This window comes from Trichocoleus sp. ST-U2 (genome assembly GCF_039961875.1).
In the GTDB taxonomy this organism is placed as follows: Bacteria; Cyanobacteriota; Cyanobacteriia; order Cyanobacteriales; family FACHB-T130; genus FACHB-T130.
On the sequence record NZ_JAMPJY010000026.1, the window covers coordinates 63367 to 83882 of the forward strand.

A 20516-nucleotide genomic window follows, 5' to 3' on the forward strand; every position below is an offset into this window, starting at 1 on the left:
TCTCTTGATAATCCAAGGTTTTCTTTAGAAAGAATTTAGAATCCTTGCGTATAATCTGTACAGGAATCTTTGGATTCCGATAAAGGTTCTTATAGAAACTTTAAAATACTGTAGCAATAATTTAGTAGTGATGCCCCGGATACTCGTCATCGACGACGACGCTGCGATCGCAGAATTAGTTACCATCAATCTGGAAATGGCTGGATACGATGTCAGCCAAGCACCAGATGGCATTAAAGGTCAGGCACTGGCTTTGCAACTGCAACCAGACCTCATTATGCTTGACCTAATGCTGCCCAATGTGGACGGTTTCACCGTCTGCCAGCGGTTGCGGCGGGATGAACGCACTGCCGATATTCCGGTGTTAATGTTGACAGCACTGGGTCAGACTCAAGATAAGGTAGAAGGCTTTAATGCCGGAGCCGATGATTACCTGACCAAGCCGTTTGAACTCGAAGAAATGCTGGCACGGGTCAGAGCCTTGCTGCGACGAACAGACCGTATTCCCCAAGCCGCCAAACACTCGGAAATCTTGCACTATGGCTCTTTAACCTTAGTCCCAGAACGCTTTGAGGCTATTTGGTTCAATCAGACAGTGAAGTTAACGCATCTGGAGTTTGAATTACTGCACTGCTTACTCCAGCGTCATGGTCAAACCGTTTCTCCTAGTGAAATCCTGCGGGAAGTTTGGGGCTACGATCCCGACGATGACATTGAAACGATTCGGGTGCATATTCGGCACTTGAGAACGAAGCTAGAACCCGATCCCCGCCACCCGCGCTATATTAAGACCGTCTATGGTGCGGGCTACTGTCTGGAGTTGCCGACTGAAGAGCAAGTTAGCACAGACGCAAGCTGATTGATTGTTGATTTGCCTGTGTTGTGTTCATCAAGATGTGTTCATCAACAGCCCTTTCTTCCTAGGTGGGGAAGGTCTGCTTGAAGAAAATGGAACGGTTCTAAGCTTCCCGGAGAAAGCAAAAAAACCGACCTTGGCAAGCAGGGAGTGCCAAGCATAAGGGAGTGTTAAGCCACCCGATGGGGCTGTATAGATAGAGGAATTGGGCAATGCGCCCCTAAAAGAGATTCCTCTTCTACCTTCTGGATCGGAATTTCGATAATAAACTCTGTTCCCTTTCCCGGTGTTGACACGCACTCGAGTTGACCCCCGTGACGTTCAACTACAACTTGGTAGCTAATGGACAAGCCCAAGCCAGTCCCTTTTCCCACGGCTTTCGTCGTAAAGAAGGGGTCAAAAATTTGTTTCTGAATTGCTTCGGGAATGCCAGGGCCATTATCCGCAATCCTGATGACAACAGAGGCAGGATTGGGACTTAGGGATGTAGGGCTTTGCCCTTCTCGAAGGGTGGGATGAGGATTGGCATTGAATTCATCCTTTATCCTGATTCCTTCATCCTTCAAAGAGGTGCGAATGGTAATCTGGCTGGGGTTGGCTTTGAGATCCTCCGGCGTCAGCGATGCTCCTCCTGCGGAGACTTGCTGGGCATTGTATTCTTCTAAAGCATCAATTGCATTACTGAGGAGATTCATAAACACTTGGTTGAGTTGCCCAGCGTAACAATCTACTTTGGGCAAATCGCCGTATTCTTTAATAATCTGAATTTTGGGATGGGAGCTGTCTTCTTTCAACCGATGCTGCAAAATCAACAGCGTGTTATCTATGCCCTCATGAATATCAACCGCCTTCTTCTGGGATTCATCCAGGCGGGAGAAATTCCGCAGCGACAAGACCAAATCGCGGATGCGGTCGGCTCCCATTTTCATGGAAGTCAGTAGTTTGGGAAAATCTTCCACCAAGAAATCTAAATCGATATCCTGATTTGCAACTTGAATTTCGGTAGGGGGTTTGGGAAAGTGCTTTTGATAGAGATTTAACAGGTTCAGCAGGTCATGAGCATACTGATTCGCATGGTCGAGATTGCCGTAGATGAAGGAGACTGGATTATTAATTTCATGGGCAACACCTGCAACCAACTGCCCTAAACTGGACATCTTTTCGCTCTGAATTAGCTGAGATTGGGTTTGTCCCAATTCTCCCAAGGTTCGTTTTAGTTGGGTTGTTTGTTCTTTTAGCTGGGCTTCTGATTTCAGCCAAGCGATTTCTGCCTGTTTGCGTTCGACCAGTTCGGCGTTTAGCTGTTGGAAGAGAACGGATTGCTTAATTGCGATCGCTAGCTGCACGCTCAGCTGTTTGAGCAATTCTACTTCTGATTCTTGCCATTTTCGGGGTTCTCGACAGTGATGGGCAATCAGCAACCCCCATAAATTTTCCCCTTGCAGAATCGGAACTACCAAGTTAGCTCTCACCTGAAACTGGGCAAGTAAATCAATATGGCATTGTTGGATACCAGCAGTATAGATATTGTCAATCGCTCGAACCCGACCTTGCTGGTATGGCGAGACATAGCTTTTCCCAAAGCAAGGATCTTGGATGCTGGTTCCTAAAATAGGCGTCCAATCCTCACCGACCGACTCTACAACCACAACTCCGTTCCGATCTAGATCGAAGCGGTAAATGAGTACCCGGTCAGTAGAGAGAAAATGGCGCACTTCTGCCACAGTTGTATTGAGAACTTCTTCTAAATCTAGAGACTGACGGATGCGCTTAGCGATCGCTCCGACCAGCCGTTCTCTCAAAAATTGCTGTCGCGATGCTTCCTCTGCTTGCTTGCGTTCGGTAATATCCATCACCGTTCCCATCATCCGCACGCACTTCCCCGTGTTGTCGCGCACAACGGCACCCCGTGACGCCACCCAGCCAATTCCATCAGGACGAATGACGCGATACTCCATCTTTAAGTCTTTCCCGACTTCTACGATGCTCGCAATCTCAAGTCCCACGCGGTAGCAATCTTCAGGATGAATGCATTGGAGATAAGCCTCGTAGGTGCCAGTAAAGGAACCAGGAGCCAGACCAAAAATCCCTTCCACCTCTTCAGACCAAGTCACCCGATTGGTTCCCAGATCCCAGTCCCAAACCCCCATACTTGCCGCACCCAGAGCCAGCCGCAGCCGCGTTTCCCCTTCGCACTGCGCCTCTTGGGCGGCTTTACGCTCGGTAATATCCGTCTGGACGCCGATAAATTGCGTCACCCGACCCTCTTCGTCATATACCGGCGAAATACTCAGGTCATTCCAGAAAGGTGTTCCATCCTTGCGATAGTTTTTGAGAACCACCTGGCATTCCTTCCCTGTTTGCAAGGCTTGACGAATTTGCTCAATTGCGGCTGGATCGGTATCATTTCCTTGCAAAAATCGGCAGTTTCGTCCTAAGACTTCGGCGGTCGAATACCCGGTTATTTTTTCAAAGGCGGGATTGCAATAGATAATTGGATTATTTGGTAGACTGGCGTCGCTAATGACGATGCCACAGCTGGTTGCTGCCATCGCTCGGTCATACAGCCTTAATGTCCCCTTGTCCCCTTGGTGCCCCGTGAGGTCTTGGAACTCCCCACATCTAGCTTGCTGGCTTGCCATCAGAATTTAAGAACCGAACGTTAACAGCCTTTCTTCAAGATAAATCAATATTAAAAATAACTTAAATATTCCCGAAGATAGATCCCCCGCTTTTCTATCATAAATAAAGCATTTTTGCCAAGATAATCTCTAAAATTAAGCCTCATCAAAACAAAGCAAAATCGGGAATTTCCCAGAATCGAGAAATTGCCACAAAAGCCTAGCAGTCGGTAAAAAAATTACAGCCAGTATTAATTTTTAAAGGAAGAATACAAAGTGATTCGCTCCAAGACGTAGCCTTCCAATTTAGAGGCTCGATGGGCTGCCGTATGTTGTGCCAAAGCGCGAGTCCAAGCGCGATCGCCGATTGCAATTCTCTCAGCTTCCGGAGTTTCTTGAAGATCCTGTAAAGTATCGGCAGGCGACTCGGCAATCAGAATTTCTTTACCCATTTCAAAAATTGTTTCCAACCCCTACCAATAATCACTAATCATTGGAGTTCCACATGCAGATGCTTCAAATAAACGCACGCTGGGAGAATAACCCGCTTGAACCATATCAGTCCGTGTAATATTAAGAGTGAACAGTTGGAAAGGGTAAAACTAGCGGTGTCGAGCAGGTGGCAAATGCTCGATTTGCTCAACATTTTTGGGCAAGTTAATATTATTCGGATACTGTGGCCCTGCCACCACAAAGCGACCTTCTTGCTACTGATGAGCTGGAAGCAACAGATTGTCCAGGCTAGGCTGTCAGTCGCCCCGTGTAAGTTTCCCTATCGTCAAGATGCCAAAATTGAGGAAACTGTTCCTGATATCGCAATCCTAAATGATTTGTGAAGGCGAGTTCGCCGACTTCTTACGGAAGTCGGGATCTGAACCCCTGGAATCTCACAAGGAGTGCTATAGAACCTTACAAATTGATGAAATTCGGGTTTTAGGAAGGAATGATGTCAGTAGTTAAAGGAAGTTTTAATAAAAATTTTCAAAGCATTTGAAAGATTTCTTTGGCAGCGCGATCGCAAACTCCCACTTTTCCCAAGGAGGAGCGCATTTCTTGATAATCTGCAACAGTTTGCTGGCGACGTTCGGGATTGAGTAAGAGTTCTAAAGCTTCTTGGACAATGTTTTCTGGCGTAGCTTGATCTTGCAGCAATTCTGGCACAATCGACCGCATCATTACCAAGTTGGCTGGCGACATGAAGGGAATCGAGAATTTTAGAATATTACGGGCAATCCAATAGGTAAAGCGACTAACGCGGTAGAGAACCACCTGCGGCACGTTTAAAAGGGCAAGTTCCAGATTTACAGTCCCCGACTTAGCGATCGCTAAATCAGCCGCCGCCAGAACTTCCTGACTTTTACCAGAAACCAGAGTTGCATTTAAACCATAACGTCCAATCGCCGCTTCAATTTGGAGCCGATAAGCTTCCAGAGACAAAGGAATCCAGAAATGAACTTGAGGCAGTTTGTTTTGGATCGCTTTCGCCGCCTCAAACATAACCGGCATGAGATACTTGAGTTCTTGAGGACGAGAGGCAGGGAGAAGCGCGATCGCAATTTGTTCTGGCTCTATCTCTAAGATTCTTCGTGCCGCTTCTCGGCTGGGAGCCTTTTGCATCCGATCCACCAAGGGATGCCCGACCCAGGCAGCCGATGCCCCCCGTTTTTGGAAATATTGCGCTTCCTCTGGGAAAATCGCCAACACTTGGTCGCTAATCTCGATGATTCGAGTGGTGTCGCGCTTAAAGGGCGACCAAACCCATACCTGCGGCGTGATGTAGTACGCGACTGGCACCTGCGGCATCTGTCGCTGAAGATAAGTGCCAACGCCAATATTTGGGCCTAAGTAGTCAATTAGCACCACCAGATCGGGTGGGTTCTCTCGGAGGTACTGTTTGGCTCGACGCTGGACTTGTAAGGTCGGTAACACATAAGGGAGAGATTCAAAAAGCCCCACCGAACCAATCCCGCTGGTATTGCTCAAGAGAGTCGCACCCGCCGCCGCCATGCGATCGCCCCCCAAGGCAACGATCTCTAATTCCAAGCCAGTTGCCTGTGCTTGTCGATAAAGTGCCTCAATCAGTAGCGCCCCTTGCAGATCCCCTGAAACTTCACCAGTGCTGATAAATATACGCATTAATTTGGTAATCAGTAATGGGTAATCGAGTTTTGAGTTTTGAGTTGAGTTTTGAATGAAACAAATTACTTTGAACTCAAAACTCAGACGCGGTTTAGGGCGTCTCTACAACTTGTTTCCCAATTACTCTTCATCCTTATTCTTCGTTCTTTTCCCTGGAATCGGACCGCGCCGCCCTGGCGCTTGAGAAAGTTGCAGGAACCGGCGCAGGTGTTGCAAGTATTCGTTATCTGGGAGCAGATCCAGTTGTTCTAGGGATTGATTCAGGGGTAATCCAGAACGATAGAGAATCCGAAAAGCTTTTTTGAGAATTCCCAACTCAGCGGCAGATAAACCAGCGCGTTTAAGTCCCACCAAGTTGAGACTGCGTACCCGCGATGGATTTCCCTCTACGAGCAGATAAGGAGGCACATCGCGGTCAATGCGACTCATCCCACCCACCATTGCGCCTCGCCCGATGTGGACAAATTGATGAATCCCTAGGACGCCACCAATCACCGCCCGCGAATCAATCTGGACGTGCCCAGCGAGCGACACCGCATTGGAAATAATCACTTTATCTGCGATCGCGCAATTATGAGCAACGTGGACATAAGCCATCAACAAGTTGCCATTGCCAATTACCGTCGCTTCACCCTCGCCAGTTGCCCGGTTAATTGTGACATACTCTCGAATTCGATTGCCATCACCAATTTTTACCCAGGTTTTAGCCCCATCATACTTGAGGTCTTGGGGTTCTAAGCCAATCGCTGCCCCCGGAAAAATGTGATTTTGTGCACCAATTTCCGTTGGTCCCTCGATTACAACATGAGCGCCAATCGTGGTTTCAGCACCAATTTTTACTTGTTCTCCAATCACCGCATAAGGCCCAACTTGCACGCTGGGGTGTAGTTGAGCATCAGGGTGAATTATCGCGGTGGGATGAATCATATACAGGACTGTTAGCGCTCTTCGGCGCGATCGCGCGGACTGTTAGCGAAGCACGGACTGAGTAAACAAAAGTGACAAGTCACAAATCAAAACTGAGGAATGAGGAATAAAGTTAGCGTTAGGAGTTATGAGTCAGAATTTAACCATCAGCTTCTTCAACTAATGTGCCATCAAACTTCTTTTCTCAAACCTGTTTTTTAGCCTGCGAATAGAGTAGCGCTAAGCGAACACTCCTCAGTCCTCATGACTGTTTTAGTCAACGATGGAAAACATCAGTTCGCCTTCTGTAGCCAATTGACCATCGACTTCGGCACGGGCGTGCATCTTTCCAAAACGACGCCGTTTGACACACAGCAGTTCCACGGTCATGACTAGCTGATCTCCCGGTACTACGGGACGACGGAAGCGGACTTTATCAATGCCAGCAAACATAAATAAGCCGCTTTCAATATCTGGGAGTTGGGTCAATACGATCCCGCCCACTTGAGCCATTGCTTCCACAATTAATACCCCAGGCATAATCGGACGACCGGGGAAATGCCCTTGAAAATGGGGTTCGTTAAAGGTGACATTTTTGATGCCCACAGCCCTTTCTCCGGGCACGTACTCGATAATCCGATCCACCAATGCAAAAGGATACCGATGGGGCAGCAATTTTTGAATGTCTTCGATCGTCAGGATGGTTTTGGCAGCAGACTGGCTGTTTTGTGCTGTTTCTTCCCCGACATTCTTGGCTTGGGGCGTCGCAGTCTCAGCATCGGGTGTATTGACTTCAATCAGTGTGGACATGGGCTGTATGACAGGGATTAGAGGCTAGGGGCTAGAGTTGCGATCGCGCAGCCACTTTACACAGGCTCACTCAGTGCCACTCACAAAAGGGAGTAACTGCTGGGTGAGTTGAATATGCAGGTGATGGCTGGCTTTGTAGGCGAGGATATGAGCTTGCGGGAAATATCCCAGTAAACTTAAATCCCCTACTAAATCTAAAAGTTTATGACGCACTGGCTCATTTGAAAATCTTAAGGGAGGATTAAGCCATTCTTGTGAATCGCAAACCAGGGCGTTTTCTAGACTTCCGCCTTTGATTAAACCTGCGGCTTGTAACTGCTCAATTTGGTGCGCCAGACCAAACGTGCGGGCGGGTGCGATCACTTCGGCAAAATTTTCTCGCCCCGGCGTCCAGCTGTGCCACTGGTTGCCAATCGCCGCCGAGTCAAAGTCAATTCCGTAGGAAAAGCGCAACTCTGGCGCTGGTAGGGCGGCGACAAAAGCATCGCCTTGATAGACCCATACCGGCTTTTCTAGCTTAAAAGTGGAATCGGGAATGAATTCATCGTTACCGACAATCCCTGCTTGCGCGATCGCTTCCGCCCAAATCAGCGCTGAGCCATCCAGCAGGGGCACTTCCGGACCATCAATCTCAATTCGAGCGTTATCGACACCGCTGCCTGCTAAAGCGGCTAGCAGGTGTTCCACAGTCCGAACCCGCGCCTCTCCACTGCTAGCAAGTTCGGTGGAGAGGGTTGTCTGACTGACTGCTTCCACCCGCGCTGGAATCACGGGTGCCCCAGCCAGGTCAACTCTCACAAAGTAACGTCCCTCTCCAGCCGCCGCTGGTAGCACTCGGACATGGGTAGGGACGCCGCTATGTAGACCGACGCCAGATTGTTCAAAAGATCCTTTTAGCGTGTGTTGTTTCATAATTAAAAATTAAAAATTAAAAACTAAAAATTGAAGAAATTCTCCTAATTTTTAATTTTTAATTTTACATTTTTAATTTTTAGAATCTCTCCCCAATTCCAAAGTGGAGGCGGCTGTCCCCTTCGTTATTAAAACCATAGTCGATACGAATCGGGCCGAGGGGAGATTGCACGCGGACGCCAAGACCATAACCAAAGCCGCTTCCGGGCTTACCCCGCACCCCAGCCGGATCTCCGGGCACGGTGCTACCAGTCCCGAAATCGGTTGCGGCATCGACAAACAAAGCACCACCCACAATCGAGAAAATCGGGAAGCGATACTCTGCGGTCGCTTGGATAAAGCTGCGACCGCTGCCGACATCTCCTTCCTCAAAACCCCGCACCGAGTTACTACCGCCTAGAGAGAAAGCTTCATAGGGAGGTAAATCGCCGAGGACGGTTCCGGCTTGAACGTTGAAGGCGAGCGCTTGTGGCCCTGGGGAGAAGTTCGTATATCTGACAGGAAGATAGTAGCTATAGCTACCGCGCAGACGGTTAAACAGAATCCCTCCCACACCTACGGGGAGAGACTGTTCAACGCCTAGGCGCAGTAGAGATCCAGAGGTCGGAATTACGGCGCTGTTCCGGCGATCGCGCACAACCCCAAATTGCAGGGTCAACAAGTCGTCTTTCCCTTCCCCACTAAAGCTCAGGTCGTTGCCTAGCTCATCCTTCGGGCTAATGTCGCCGTCGGAATTTCGGATCGAAACCCGTTGATACTGCAAGCCCAGACTCGCTCTCCATTCCGGATCTGCAAAAACATCTCGGGAAAGCGGACGGGTAAAGGTGACGCCACCCCCCAATCGCAGGACGCGGGGTCTGTCTCCATCGGGTAATTCCACCTCTGTGTCACCGCCATCAAAAATCAGCGAAATGGATCGGCGTCTGAACCCATTGACGGTGTAGGAAGTCCGGTAAGGATCGCCAGCAATCCAGGGATCTGTAAAGTTGACATCAAATAGCAGTTCTCGCTGACCGACCTGCAACTCTGCCCCCAGCTTCTGGTTATTGCCCCCCAGATTTTGCTCTTGATAGCTAATGGTGCCGAATAATCCACTGGCGGAACTAATCCCAGCACCCGCCGCCACTGAGCCGGTGTTCTTCTCAATCACGTCCACGACCACCACCACTTTGCGCGGATCTTGCCCCGGTCTGAATGAGAGTCGCACATCTTCAAAGATGCCTAAGCGAAAGACTCGGCGCAGATCCCTTTCCGCTTTCGTCCGGTTAAAGACTTCTCCAGAATTCAGTTCGATTTCTCGCGTGATGATGAAATCGCGGGTGCGACCCCGGATGGGTTGACCCTCATCATTTGCGGGTTGTCCGTCTTTGTCGAGAAAGCGGACTTCAATATCCTCAATCAGTCCTTCTGCTACCTCTAGACGTACCGTACCATCCTCAGCAATCTGGGGTGCAGCAACTACTTGTGCCAAGTCATAGCCGTTTTCTTTGTACCACTGGTTTATTTTTTTAATGCCTTCTTGCAGTTCGCGGATGTTGAGGGTGCGACCATACTGAGACGCGAAGGCGTCATCGATTACCTTTTGGGGGAGTGCCCGCTGATTTTGGTCGGCAGGGACGGGGACAACCACTACCTGACGCAAAACTGGGTTAGGTTCTACTACAAAGACGACACGGACACCCAGGGGGGTATCCTGTGGCTCTACTCTGGCGTTGCTGAAAAAACCTGTAGCGTAGATGGCATTCACATCTTCCTGTAACTGGCTCCGGGTCGCCGTTTGTCCGGGTCGGGTGCGAATTGCCTCATAAACTTCGTTTTCAAGATCCCCTTCTACGCCAGTAACAACGACTTCACCCACTAGCACTCTGGCTTCTGGCTGGTCGGTAGGCGCAGGTTGTACCGTTTCAGGCGTTGTTGCAGGTTGTCCACCTTCAGGGGTTGGTACAGGTTGTTCCCGTGGCTCTGGCAACTCAAGATTCGGCTCACCAGTCGTCCCTGGCGTGAGATCGAATTCAATGGTATCCGGCGTTTCTTGTTGCGGTGTTGATTCTTCGCCGGTGCGCGGAACCACTGGCTCTGTTTCCGGCGTGGGAGAGGATGGAGATTGGGTTGTGGGAGTTTGGCTGAGTACGGATGAGGGGGATTTTGCCCCTACAGGCTCTTTTGTTGTTGGAACGCTCATGGTGTTAACCACCACGTTATTGGCGGGTGGCGGTTCCCGACGACTGCTACTGGCGACCTCTACGCGCTCCGGTTTAACTGGGACGTTAACTGGGACGTTAACTGGGGCGGGTGCGGTGGTGGAGCGTGTAACAATCTCTGTGAGGCTGGACGATGGTCTAAGCGCCCTCCCAGGCGGTGTCGTCTCTGGGGCACTCACAGCATTGACGACTACGTTATTGGTTGGTTGAGATTCTGGGCGATCGCGTCCTGCGTCAGCCTGGGTCTGCTCAATATAATCGCCATACCAAGCTGTTCTCTCGGAGGTGTCCGACGAAGAATTTGTCGTTTGCCCTCTGGCAGGAAATGCTACACAGCAGGCAGATGAGGCAGCCAAAATCGTCAATAAAAAGGGAGATAAGCGCATTCTTTTACTCGTTTTCGACACTTCCACACACATTGAAAATAGAGACAAAAGTAAAAAAGCAAAAAGTCAAAGAAAGAATGTTTTTGCTTTTACTTTTTACGATTTACCTGTTCGAGAACTCTTTTTAGAACTTGCTGGTAGGCGTCTTCCACCTGCCCCAAATCCCGACGGAACCGATCTTTATCTAGCACTCGCCGGTCGGGATCGTCTTCAGACTCATCCCAAAGACGGCAGGTATCGGGGCTGATTTCGTCTCCCAGTCGTATCTCGCCATGCCGGTCAACGCCAAACTCCAACTTGAAATCCACTAGGGTAATCCGGCATTGGTGAAAAAAGTCTCTGAGGATTTCGTTAATCCGCAAGGCGCTACTTTGTAATTGGTCAAGCTGTTCTGGTGTCGCTAATTTCAATAACATCAAGCGATCGCGTGTTAACAAAGGATCTCCGAGATCGTCATTTTTAAAATAAAATTCCACCAGCGGATCGGGCAGGACGGTACCTACGGGCAACCCTGTTTGTTGACACAGACTTCCCGCAGCAATGTTCCTGACCACCACTTCTAGGGGCAGAATTTTTAACGCTTGGACGCGCATTTGGTTGGGTGCCGGACAGTCAATGAAGTGGGTTGGGATGCCCGATGCTTCCAAAACCTGGAACAAATAAGCGGCAATGGTGCAGTTAATTTCACCTTTGCCGATAATCTGACCGCGCTTTTTGGCATTAAAGGCGGTAGCGTCGTCTTTGAAGTGAGCCAGCAGAATGTCCGGATCGTCCGTGGTATAGAGAATCTTGGCTTTGCCTTCGTAAAGGTTGGGTGATTGGGCGGACATGGAGAGTCGTTATTTGTATTAATGGATCGTCGGCAGCAGCACAGAAGATTTTAATGCCTTAGGAGCCGAATGGCGTCAACATCTGGGCATCTGCGAGTAACTGGCATAATCTTTGATTAAGATAAGGTTAAATTTTGATTAATTTGTAATTAAAATAAGCGCAGCCCTTTGTGCAAAGATCACAATAGTGGTCAAGACTCGAACAAAACACCCGGTAAATCCTGATTCCAACAGCGGGCGATCGCAAGAAAGTTCTACCGACTCCAAGGTGGATCGGGCAACGGTCGGAATACCTCCCTGTTTCTGTTGCTAGCTTTTCCAGCTTGGGCAAAAAACAGGATTAACGATTGGTTCGTTTCTCACGCCAGTAGGTTGAGTAGTTTATCCCAAGGAGGTAATCTATGGCAGACCGCTCTGATTTTCTGTATCCTCGTAGTCGTTACTACGGTCAAGTCAAGCCAGAAAACCTGGTTTTTAACGCAAATTTGCAGGAATTTGCTCAACGGGTGAATTTCATCTGCAACCTGGAAACTGGGGGGAAAATTTCATCCTCCGAAGCCTACGAACAAATTAAGAGTCTCTGGAAGCAGTTGAAAAAAACCAAAAAGCAACTCGCCATCGGTGAGAACCCTTTCCAGAGTGGAGAGGATAATCCGGAAAGGTGAGATGCAAAAGGGCAGCGTCTAGAGAATTTACACCAATTCGCGAATAGCGATTAACCTCATTTGCTGGTCATCGTGTGGACTCCGTCCCAGGCATCTGAAGGCGGTTGCCGAAGGTAGTTCTTACACCGTTCCAAGTGGACGGTGACTGCCTGATCCGTGGGTCGTAGGCTGTAGGCGTCCTCAAAGTAGGCGATCGCTTTCTGGAAGCTTCTTCCCGTGTAGGCTGTACGCCCAAGATGATAGAGATCGAGAAACTTCTTCGTGGAGTCGTCGAGATGCTGTCGATGGTCGCCGATCAACTCGTAAATACTAACGGCGGTATTTTTGCCCTTGACGCGGATTTTGTCTAACTCTCGCACCAAGATGCGATCGCGGCACAAGTTGTAGGTAAACTCGCTCAAGATAATATCGCAGCCGTACTCCTTGGTGACGCTTTCCAGGCGAGAACTCAAGTTCACCCCATCCCCAATCACCGTGTAGTCCATCCGTTTGTGGGAACCAATGTTGCCGGAAACGACTTCTCCAGAACTTAGTCCAATGCCAATATGAATTTGCGGCTGGTTTCCAAATAAACGGCGACGGTTAAACTCTGCCAACCGGCGGCGCATATCCAACGCCGACTGAACCGCCATCCAAGCATGATTTTCTGCCAAAGGCAGGGGCGCACCAAACACCGCCATTAAGGCATCGCCGATGAATTTATCTAAGGTGCCTTCGTGGTTAAAGACTGCCTCTACCATCGTTTCAAAATACTGATTCAGCAGCGAAACCACTTCCGAAGCCCCTAAATTTTCCGTCAGAGTGGTGTAGCCCCGGATGTCAGAAAATAAAATTGTCACCTCCTTGCGTTCGCTCATCATCAGCGCTTTATCGCCCAGTGCCATGACTTGCTCTGCCACTCTAGGCGTCATGTAGCGATACAAGGTAGATTTCATCCGTTTTTCGTGGCTGATGTCTTCCAAGACCACCAAGCCTCCTCTGACGCCTCCTTCCGGGTTGGTAAGGGGATTAACGGTGAGATTCATACTCCGTTCAATTTCCTGGACTTGATCGGCGCTCAAAATCTGATGACAACTGTGAGTGGCGACAGTGCCAGGACTGCATGATTCATTCCAGGGAATGAAGATATTTGGATTGATGCGATCGCGAATTGCCAGAATATGGACTCCCGTGGGTTCTCCCTCCGAGTGAGTCGCTTCCGAATTGAGAACTTCTGCTACCTGCTGACACTGGGTGCATTGTGCCTGCACAGATAATTCTGCCATTGCTCCTACCGCTGCTACTGACGGCTGGTGGTTCTTCTCTACATACAAACCCACTGTCAGGGTTTGCTCCGGCACATATTGCTTGGCACCCGTCTTCAGACTATCCTGGAGGCGAAACTGGAGATGTTCGATGGGCACTACATCCCAAACGAAACGACCGATTAGTTTCTGCTCCCACAGATGCTTGTTGTTTTTACCCGTGGTTTCCCGAATTGGGCACCCTAACAACTCCAGTGCAGCTTCGTTAATCGTGACAATCCGTCCCTGCATGTCTGTAGAGATGACTGCATCTGAGAGACTTTGCAGGATATCTTTTTGATACTGCTTTTCCAACAACACATTCTCGAAGAGCTTGGCATTTTCCAGCGCAATTCCCGCCTGGATATTAAATGCCTGCATAAACTCTTCATCTGAACTCGTGAAGCTGCCGGGTTGCTTGTTAATTAACTGCGTAACGCCGATTAATTCCATTGATGAATTAAACACCGGCATACACAGAATATTGCGTGTCAAATAACCCGTCCGTTGGTCGGCGCTGGGATCGAAACGCGGATCTTTATAAGCATCCGGGATATTTAGCGGCTGACGAGTGGAGGCAACATAACCGGCAATTCCTTTGTTAGAAGGAATGCGAATCGGGATGATCTCCGTACCATCTTTGTTGGCAACTTTCGTCCAGAGTTCTCCCGTTTCTTTGCTCAGCATAAATAGGGTGCTGCGATCCGCCTGCATCAGATCCCGCGCTTGCTCCATCACAAAGCGCAGAGTTGCTTCCAAGTCAAGACTTTGACCGAGATAGGTGGTTGCCCGCAACAGTGCCTCTGCCCCCCGCTGCTTGCGTGCCGCCATATAAAACGATTGGCAGCTTTCTAGGATAATGCCGATAGAGGCAGCAAAGTCGCGGAATCCCTGCTCATCCTCCTCGGTAAACGGCCCATCCCCAGCTTTATTTAATAGCTGAACGACCGCAACAATCTGGTTTTTGCTGCTATAAATCGGCATACAAAGCAGACTGCGGGTTCGGTAGCCCGGTCGCTCGTCAACTTCTTTGTTAAAGAGTGGGTGAGAGTAAGGGTCTGGAAGATTCAAAGATTCGCCGGTGCTGGCGACGTGACCGGCAACGCCAATATTAATGGGAATCCGGATTTGTTTGGTGGCTCTCCCAGTCTCCGTATCGGGAATTTTTGACCAAAGTTGATTTTTTTCTTCGTCTACTAAAAAAATAGTGGTGAGGTCTGCTTGCAGAATCTGACCCATTTTGAGGGTAAAGGCGTCCATGACCTGCTCCAGCATGGTTTCCAGCGCTTCGTTGTTGATCATGTCGATCGCCCGCAGAAACTGCTGGAACTCAGCGGTAATAAAGTCGAGTAAGCAGATAAATTCGCCGAATGACAGGTCTTTGACGCGCGAGGTCAGGGCGCTAGTACGATTGAGTTGCGTAAGCTGAGTTAACGTAGCCAGAACGCTGCCGGTATTAGAGAGTGTCATGGGGAGAAGCATTTGCAAGCTGTGGTTTTAGCTGTTAGCTGTTATTAGTATGCGATTCACACTTTTTTTTAGATTCAATTTAGTCAAAATACCCGTAAAAGCCTAAAATCGCGATTAATTCTGTAAAAACTAGCCGAAAAACGCAAATTTTCGCATCTTTACGGGGAAAAGCGTTGTTCAATCTGGGTTTGTTTGGTCTCCACCTACTGAGCTAATCGTTAACGCTTAAAAAATAAGCACCCACTAACTTAATTTAACCTCGGAGACCTAAAATCCTCATCCGTAGTGTTTAGGAATATGTATTAAATAGGAGCATTTCAGGGTTCAGTTATCAGTTGTTTTTCGGAAACCCTGACTGCTGAACCCTGACTGCTAATGATTGATTGTTAATGAATCGCTGATTCGTAGTAATTTTGCAACTGGCGGGTGGCGGCAGCCCAACCCCAGCGTTCGGCTTCGAGGCGGGCATTTTGCCGTAGGGTTTCCCGTTCTTCTTGATGGGCCAAAAGGCGCTTGGTAGCAGCGATCGCTCCCTCTTCATCTTTTGGGTCAAATAAATAACCGTTAACGCCATCGGTAACGATATCGGGAATCCCTCCGGAACGCGCGGCGACAACGGGACATCCGGCTGCCATCGCCTCCAACAGCACTAATCCTAAAGTTTCGGTGCGCGAGGGAAAAATAAAGGCGTCTGCTGAGGCAAAGGCTGAGGCGAGTTCAACGCCGGTCAGATAGCCGACGAAATGGGTGGGTGTCCCGGCAAAGTGTTGTTGCAAGGCTTGTCGATGGGGGCCATCTCCCACTAAGGCGAGACGCGCGTTGGGAATGGCTGCTAGGACGGGCTTAATGCGGTCAATTTCTTTTTCTGCGCCCAGACGCCCTACGTAGAGTAATAAAGGGCTTTCCGGGTGTCCTTGGCTAAGACGCGATCGCATTTCTCGGCTTGATAAGTGGGGCTGGAATAATTCTGTATCTACCCCCCGCTGCCACAAATCCACTCGCTGGATGCCATGACTGGTAAGTTCCTGCACCATCGCCGTAGAAGTACAGAGATTCAGCCGCGCTTGGTTATGGGCTGATTTGAGCAATTCCCACAGCACACCTTCTAACATTCCCAAGCCGTAATGCTGGAGATACTGGGGTAAATGGGTATGATAAGACGCTAGTAAGGGAATCTGCATCGCTTTGGCGTAATACAGACCCGCTAGTCCCAAAATAGCTGGGTTGACAACATGAATGATATCCGGTTGAAACTTCTCTAGTTGATAACCAATGGAGGGGCGGGGAAAAGCCATTTTCAACTCTGGATACCAAGGCAACGGGAAGCCAGAGACTCCGTAGATCCTGGCTCCTTTATATTCGGTTAACCCCCCATCTGGGGAAAAAATCAGCACTTCGTTGCCGCTGCGCTGTAAATGTTCAACGGTGTGGCGCAGGCGCGTCACAATGCCGTCAACCTTGGGCAAAAAGGTTTCGGTAAAAAGAGCAATTCGCATAATTCAGTGCTGAGGGATGAGGACTGAGGGCTGAGTGATAGATTTAAGCGCGATCGCGACTGAGGGCTAAGGACTCAATGAACGGTCAAGTCTGAGGAGTTATTAAAGTTTATCTGTCTTTTCAATGCAACAATTCAACCCAGCAAATTGCTTGCCAGCTGCCACTCTCTCCTCCATCTCTCTTTTCACTCAGTCCGTGCTTCGCACCGCTTCGCTAACAGTCCTCAGTCCTCAATCCTGATTACTGACGGTGCCAAGAAACTTTGGGCATGATCTGATTTTTATCGACGCGGTGCTGATACTTCACGGCAAAGTTGAGCAACGAGTCGAGTAGGGCGTCGGAGAGATAATGAGGTTGTAAGCCGAGATCGAGCAAATTGGTGTTTTTGGCGTTGAAGTAGTGTTCTTCTTTCTCGACTCTGGGATTGTCGAGGTTGTGGATATCAACATTCAGTCCCAAGGAATTCCCGGCTTTCTTCACCATTGCGGCTAAGTCACCGATGCTAAATAGTTCGGTGAATTGGTTGAAGACGCGGAATTCGCCGGGTTGGGCGGGGTTAGCGATCGCGAGTTCCATACATCGCACTGTATCCCGAATATCCAAAAAGGCTCTCGTCTGACCGCCTTTTCCATACACGGTCAGGGGATGCCCAATTGCTGCTTGGATACAGAAGCGGTTGAGTGCCGTCCCAAAGACTCCATCGTAGTCCAGACGGTTAATTAACAGCTCATCCATGCCCGTCTCTTCTGTCAAGACGCCGTACACGACGCCCTGATTCAAGTCGGTGGCGCGTAGTCCCCAAACCCGGCAAGCAAAGTGGATATTGTGGCTATCATGAACTTTGCTGAGGTGATACATCGATCCGGGCTGCTTCGGATACGGCAGAGTATCCTTACGCCCGTTGTGTTCGATAGTAATGTAACCTTCTTCAATATCAATGTTGGGCGTCCCATACTCGCCCATCGTTCCTAATTTGACGAGGTGACAGTCGGGGAAATCTTCTTTGATAGCATACAGCAGATTCAGCGTCCCCACCACGTTGTTCACTTGGGTGACGACAGCGTGTTCTCGGTCAATCATCGAGAAGGGTGCCGAACGCTGTTCTCCAAAGTGAACGATTGTCTGTGGTTCAAACTTGTGCAGCGCTGACTGGAGGAACTCGTAGTTAGTGATATCCCCAATAAATAGGTCTATGGATTTGCCGGTGAGGTCCTTCCAACGCTGAAGGCGTTGTTGAATGGGTGCAATAGGGGTTAGGGTATCTGCGCCTAGTTGCATATCCCAGTGACGCCGCACCAGGCTGTCTAGAATGCCGACTTCGTATCCTCGACTGGAAAGATAAAGCGCGGTTGCCCAACCGCAGTAGCCATCACCGCCAATAACCAAGACTTTCATACGGGTTCAATTAATCTTGCTTGCCAACACTCGGTAAATTTACCAGGTAATGGTACCTTCTAGACCATCGAAGTGAATTCCTTCTGAGCGATCGCCGGTACACCCCATCGAGCTTGTAGTCGTTTGCTTCTTTCTCGTATTTCTTCCCTCCTTCGTCATCAATCTTTGGGAGGAAAGCGTTGTTGTCCCAGTGGCGGCGACCCAGCAATCAGGGCGACCTAGCAATCAGATGTGAAAGTGTCTCCAAGACCTCCAGATTGAAAGTTGAAGGTTCCTAGCGACAAGGAACCTTCAACCTTTAGCTTTGAACCCTTTACACCTTCACTTCCTCGGCAAAACTTCCCCAACGGACGAACTCGAAAGGACCCCCAACCGATCCCCAAATATGCTCATCGGTTTCGGGATCGCGTCCCCGATCGAGACTGATAAACCTGTTTTCGTCAATCTCAAAGGTGCTGTCGAGATAGGTGTTTTGACCTTTGCGAACCACCATACAACCTTTACCGGGTTCGACGTAACCTTTGAAGCTGTGACCTGTCCATTCGACGATCATGTTACAGCCTGGTAATTTTTCCAGTTGGTCTGCTTTGAGGTTGTGCAGGCGCTTGGGGTCGCGGGAGGCACCATAAAATTGTTCTTCATTCTTAACTGTGTAGTTTTCAATTTCGATGCGATCGCCATTCGTAATTAACTTTAAAACCCGCAGCCGATATGGGTCATTAATCATATAGTCATACGCTTGTTCCACCAGGAAACTCACGCCCGACAACAGTTCCAGGGGTAGAGGACGCATACAGACGCGGATATGGGCAAAGATGGGAGGATTTTCAAATGCTTGTGCTTGGTTGCTGAAATCTGCTGCCATCCAGCGAGCTAAGGTAGCAATATCAGTAGAATGCGTCATTGTTTATTAAAATGCCGTTGTTGAGAAATGATCCCCCTTATTTTAAGATGCGCGATCGCTCCTCCTAAAGTTTCTTGAAACGATGAAGCCATTAGAACGAATGCAGTTGTCTTTGACGGGGCTTTCTGTCGGAGATGCCTTGGGTGAAAGGTTTTTTGGGTTGGGAGAGCACCTAAGCGAAAGAATACAAAGGCGTCAAATTCCTCCAAAACTCTGGCGCTACAGTGACGATACCGAGATGGCACTGTCTATTGTGGAGACGCTGTGGCGCTACGGACGAATCGATCCCGATGCCCTTGCCGCAGCATTTGCCGAACGCTTCAACCTTTCTCGCGGCTATGGTGCAGGGGCGCAGCAGCTGCTGACAAGGCTGCAATGGGGCGCAGACTGGCGCACAGAAGCTTCAGAGATGTTCGGAGGTACTGGTTCTTATGGCAATGGTGCGGCGATGCGGGTGGCACCATTAGGCGCTTATTTTGCTCACGATCTAGACGCAGTGAGAGAAAACGCGATACTCTCAGCGCAACCAACACACGCTCATCCAGAGGGAATTGCTGGAGCGATCGCTGTTGCAGTTGCTGCTGCGATCGCTTACAGGGTGGGTGAAGGTGAATTTATGTCTGGAGAGCAATTTCTCCAACAGGTTGCTCTGAATGTCCCGGAAAGCGAGATTCAGAGCAGCATTCGGCAAGCGATAGATATTCCGAGCGATCGCTCTCCACCTGTGGTAGCGCAACAACTGGGTTCCGGCTACAAAATTTCAGCTCAAGATACGGTGCCTTTTGCCCTGTGGTGTGCTGCCCATCATTTGGAAGACTACCAGGAAGCTTTCTGGGCGACAATTAGCGGTTTAGGCGACATGGACACAAACTGCGCCATTGTAGGCGGGATTGTTGCCCTTTCCGCACGCCAAAAAGGAGTCCCTACCCCGTGGATTCAGGCGAGGGAACCGTTGCCAGATAATTTTTCAAGCATTTTTGCTGGCGAAAGTTATTAAAAATGCAAAATCAAGTTAAAAAACTGAACGCGCTACCCGTTTTAGGTAGATGCACAGGAGATACACACAAGATTTTCTTGCTCCCCTCTCCGTGAAGGTCGAGTGGCTAAGTGTGAAGTTTTTCTTATCGCATTCAAATAGGTTTAAGCTGAAGAAAAAATTCCCTTTTTGTTATTTTTTTTTAGGTTCCTCTATCTGGGCTGGGCACACTGCTTGATAAAAATCCCCGATGATACTTCCCGATTGAATTTTTGCTTCTAGCAGCTTGTCGTTTTTACCTACATCGATATCCCCGACAATCCGACCGCTTTGGTCAAAACGAATAGACCGACGCCATCGGAATAAGCCTTTTTTACACTCTATTGCATGATAATTGTCCACCCCAATCGCACCATCTGCTTCCGGAGCTTGAAACAGATTCCGTCGCCAGAATTCTACAAGATTTCCCTGACGCACAATCCGCGCATCGTCGATATAGATAGGGGTGTTGTCGAGGGTTTTGCTTACGGGCACCCAAGCCGCGATCGCTCTTGACGTAGCAATCATTGTCATCAAGCTGATCCCGGATACTATAGCGAGACGCGAATGTTGAAAGGTAAACAACTTAGTCATGGGATTGCAAAGATTATCGAGATGAATTAAAG

The 20516-nt window shown here is 49.2% G+C and carries 17 protein-coding genes and 1 pseudogene; 4 read left to right on the forward strand and 14 right to left on the reverse strand.

Annotated features, from left to right (window positions below):
- The first annotated feature begins 130 nt into the window (after nt 1–130).
- Nucleotides 131–859: a response regulator transcription factor gene (locus NC996_RS17485; RefSeq protein ID WP_190411733.1), complete on the forward strand. Its 729-nt coding sequence runs from the start codon at nt 131–133 to the stop codon at nt 857–859.
- A gap of 167 nt (nt 860–1026) precedes the next feature.
- On the opposite strand, the gene NC996_RS17490 is transcribed toward NC996_RS17485, so the two are convergent.
- Complete coding sequence (locus NC996_RS17490; protein WP_242037481.1) at nt 1027–3498, reverse strand: PAS domain-containing protein; 2472 nt, start codon at nt 3496–3498, stop codon at nt 1027–1029.
- 230 nt (nt 3499–3728) lie between these two features.
- Nucleotides 3729–4034: pseudogene (locus NC996_RS17495) on the reverse strand (glycosyltransferase).
- 69 nt (nt 4035–4103) lie between these two features.
- Here NC996_RS17495 and NC996_RS17500 point away from each other — a divergent pair.
- Nucleotides 4104–4313 carry a hypothetical protein gene (locus NC996_RS17500; RefSeq protein ID WP_190527586.1) on the forward strand — a complete coding sequence of 70 codons (210 nt, stop codon included), beginning with the start codon at nt 4104–4106 and terminating at the stop codon, nt 4311–4313.
- A gap of 145 nt (nt 4314–4458) precedes the next feature.
- On the opposite strand, the gene lpxB is transcribed toward NC996_RS17500, so the two are convergent.
- From lpxB to purC, 6 genes are all read right to left on the reverse strand, one after another.
- Nucleotides 4459–5613 (reverse strand): lipid-A-disaccharide synthase, encoded by a 1155-nt coding sequence (gene lpxB / locus NC996_RS17505; protein WP_190683684.1) that lies wholly within the window; start codon nt 5611–5613, stop codon nt 4459–4461.
- Between the two features lie 123 nt (nt 5614–5736).
- Nucleotides 5737–6543, reverse strand: coding sequence for an acyl-ACP--UDP-N-acetylglucosamine O-acyltransferase (gene lpxA / locus NC996_RS17510; protein WP_190535668.1), 807 nt, complete (start codon nt 6541–6543; stop codon nt 5737–5739).
- Between the two features lie 252 nt (nt 6544–6795).
- A complete protein-coding gene (fabZ, locus tag NC996_RS17515) occupies nt 6796–7332 on the reverse strand; it encodes a 3-hydroxyacyl-ACP dehydratase FabZ (protein WP_190411736.1) in 537 nt (178 codons plus the stop codon).
- Nucleotides 7333–7398: 66 nt separating this feature from the next.
- The gene (lpxC, locus tag NC996_RS17520) at nt 7399–8244 is read right to left on the reverse strand and encodes a UDP-3-O-acyl-N-acetylglucosamine deacetylase (RefSeq protein ID WP_190683686.1); all 846 of its coding nucleotides are present in this window, start codon (nt 8242–8244) and stop codon (nt 7399–7401) included.
- A gap of 79 nt (nt 8245–8323) precedes the next feature.
- Nucleotides 8324–10831, reverse strand: coding sequence for a BamA/TamA family outer membrane protein (locus tag NC996_RS17525; protein ID WP_190683689.1), 2508 nt, complete (start codon nt 10829–10831; stop codon nt 8324–8326).
- Nucleotides 10832–10920: 89 nt separating this feature from the next.
- The gene (gene purC / locus NC996_RS17530) at nt 10921–11661 is read right to left on the reverse strand and encodes a phosphoribosylaminoimidazolesuccinocarboxamide synthase (RefSeq protein ID WP_190683692.1); all 741 of its coding nucleotides are present in this window, start codon (nt 11659–11661) and stop codon (nt 10921–10923) included.
- Between the two features lie 401 nt (nt 11662–12062).
- Here purC and NC996_RS17535 point away from each other — a divergent pair, with 401 nt between their 5' ends.
- Nucleotides 12063–12326, forward strand: coding sequence for a hypothetical protein (locus tag NC996_RS17535; RefSeq protein ID WP_190411740.1), 264 nt, complete (start codon nt 12063–12065; stop codon nt 12324–12326).
- Nucleotides 12327–12382: 56 nt separating this feature from the next.
- On the opposite strand, the gene NC996_RS17540 is transcribed toward NC996_RS17535, so the two are convergent.
- The 5 genes from NC996_RS17540 to NC996_RS17560 form a co-directional block, all read right to left on the reverse strand.
- A complete protein-coding gene (locus tag NC996_RS17540) occupies nt 12383–15079 on the reverse strand; it encodes a GAF domain-containing protein (RefSeq protein ID WP_190683695.1) in 2697 nt (898 codons plus the stop codon).
- Between the two features lie 386 nt (nt 15080–15465).
- Nucleotides 15466–16575 carry a glycosyltransferase gene (locus NC996_RS17545; protein WP_190437605.1) on the reverse strand — a complete coding sequence of 370 codons (1110 nt, stop codon included), beginning with the start codon at nt 16573–16575 and terminating at the stop codon, nt 15466–15468.
- 241 nt (nt 16576–16816) lie between these two features.
- Nucleotides 16817–17971: an NAD-dependent epimerase/dehydratase family protein gene (locus tag NC996_RS17550; protein ID WP_190683698.1), complete on the reverse strand. Its 1155-nt coding sequence runs from the start codon at nt 17969–17971 to the stop codon at nt 16817–16819.
- 39 nt (nt 17972–18010) lie between these two features.
- A complete protein-coding gene (locus tag NC996_RS17555; RefSeq protein WP_190411744.1) occupies nt 18011–18196 on the reverse strand; it encodes a hypothetical protein in 186 nt (61 codons plus the stop codon).
- A gap of 88 nt (nt 18197–18284) precedes the next feature.
- On the reverse strand, nt 18285–18875 hold the full coding sequence (locus NC996_RS17560) for a chromophore lyase CpcT/CpeT (RefSeq protein ID WP_190411745.1): 591 nt from the start codon (nt 18873–18875) through the stop codon (nt 18285–18287).
- Nucleotides 18876–18957: 82 nt separating this feature from the next.
- Here NC996_RS17560 and NC996_RS17565 point away from each other — a divergent pair, with 82 nt between their 5' ends.
- Nucleotides 18958–19872: an ADP-ribosylglycohydrolase family protein gene (locus NC996_RS17565; RefSeq protein ID WP_190683700.1), complete on the forward strand. Its 915-nt coding sequence runs from the start codon at nt 18958–18960 to the stop codon at nt 19870–19872.
- Between the two features lie 171 nt (nt 19873–20043).
- On the opposite strand, the gene NC996_RS17570 is transcribed toward NC996_RS17565, so the two are convergent.
- Nucleotides 20044–20424, reverse strand: a complete 381-nt coding sequence (locus NC996_RS17570) for a surface-adhesin E family protein (RefSeq protein ID WP_190527540.1) — start codon at nt 20422–20424, stop codon at nt 20044–20046.
- Nucleotides 20425–20516 lie beyond the last annotated feature (92 nt).

Excerpts from the sequence above, each read along its gene's own strand:
- NC996_RS17485 (WP_190411733.1), top strand. The coding sequence starts at position 131 with ATGCCCCGGATACTCGTCATCGACGACGACGCTGCGATCGCAGAATTA.
- NC996_RS17490 (WP_242037481.1), bottom strand. The coding sequence starts at position 3,498 with ATGGCAAGCCAGCAAGCTAGATGTGGGGAGTTCCAAGACCTCACGGGG.
- NC996_RS17500 (WP_190527586.1), top strand. The coding sequence starts at position 4,104 with ATGCTCGATTTGCTCAACATTTTTGGGCAAGTTAATATTATTCGGATA.
- lpxB (WP_190683684.1), bottom strand. The coding sequence starts at position 5,613 with ATGCGTATATTTATCAGCACTGGTGAAGTTTCAGGGGATCTGCAAGGG.
- lpxA (WP_190535668.1), bottom strand. The coding sequence starts at position 6,543 with ATGATTCATCCCACCGCGATAATTCACCCTGATGCTCAACTACACCCC.
- fabZ (WP_190411736.1), bottom strand. The coding sequence starts at position 7,332 with ATGTCCACACTGATTGAAGTCAATACACCCGATGCTGAGACTGCGACG.
- lpxC (WP_190683686.1), bottom strand. The coding sequence starts at position 8,244 with ATGAAACAACACACGCTAAAAGGATCTTTTGAACAATCTGGCGTCGGT.
- NC996_RS17525 (WP_190683689.1), bottom strand. The coding sequence starts at position 10,831 with ATGCGCTTATCTCCCTTTTTATTGACGATTTTGGCTGCCTCATCTGCC.
- purC (WP_190683692.1), bottom strand. The coding sequence starts at position 11,661 with ATGTCCGCCCAATCACCCAACCTTTACGAAGGCAAAGCCAAGATTCTC.
- NC996_RS17535 (WP_190411740.1), top strand. The coding sequence starts at position 12,063 with ATGGCAGACCGCTCTGATTTTCTGTATCCTCGTAGTCGTTACTACGGT.
- NC996_RS17540 (WP_190683695.1), bottom strand. The coding sequence starts at position 15,079 with ATGACACTCTCTAATACCGGCAGCGTTCTGGCTACGTTAACTCAGCTT.
- NC996_RS17545 (WP_190437605.1), bottom strand. The coding sequence starts at position 16,575 with ATGCGAATTGCTCTTTTTACCGAAACCTTTTTGCCCAAGGTTGACGGC.
- NC996_RS17550 (WP_190683698.1), bottom strand. The coding sequence starts at position 17,971 with ATGAAAGTCTTGGTTATTGGCGGTGATGGCTACTGCGGTTGGGCAACC.
- NC996_RS17560 (WP_190411745.1), bottom strand. The coding sequence starts at position 18,875 with ATGACGCATTCTACTGATATTGCTACCTTAGCTCGCTGGATGGCAGCA.
- NC996_RS17565 (WP_190683700.1), top strand. The coding sequence starts at position 18,958 with ATGAAGCCATTAGAACGAATGCAGTTGTCTTTGACGGGGCTTTCTGTC.
- NC996_RS17570 (WP_190527540.1), bottom strand. The coding sequence starts at position 20,424 with ATGACAATGATTGCTACGTCAAGAGCGATCGCGGCTTGGGTGCCCGTA.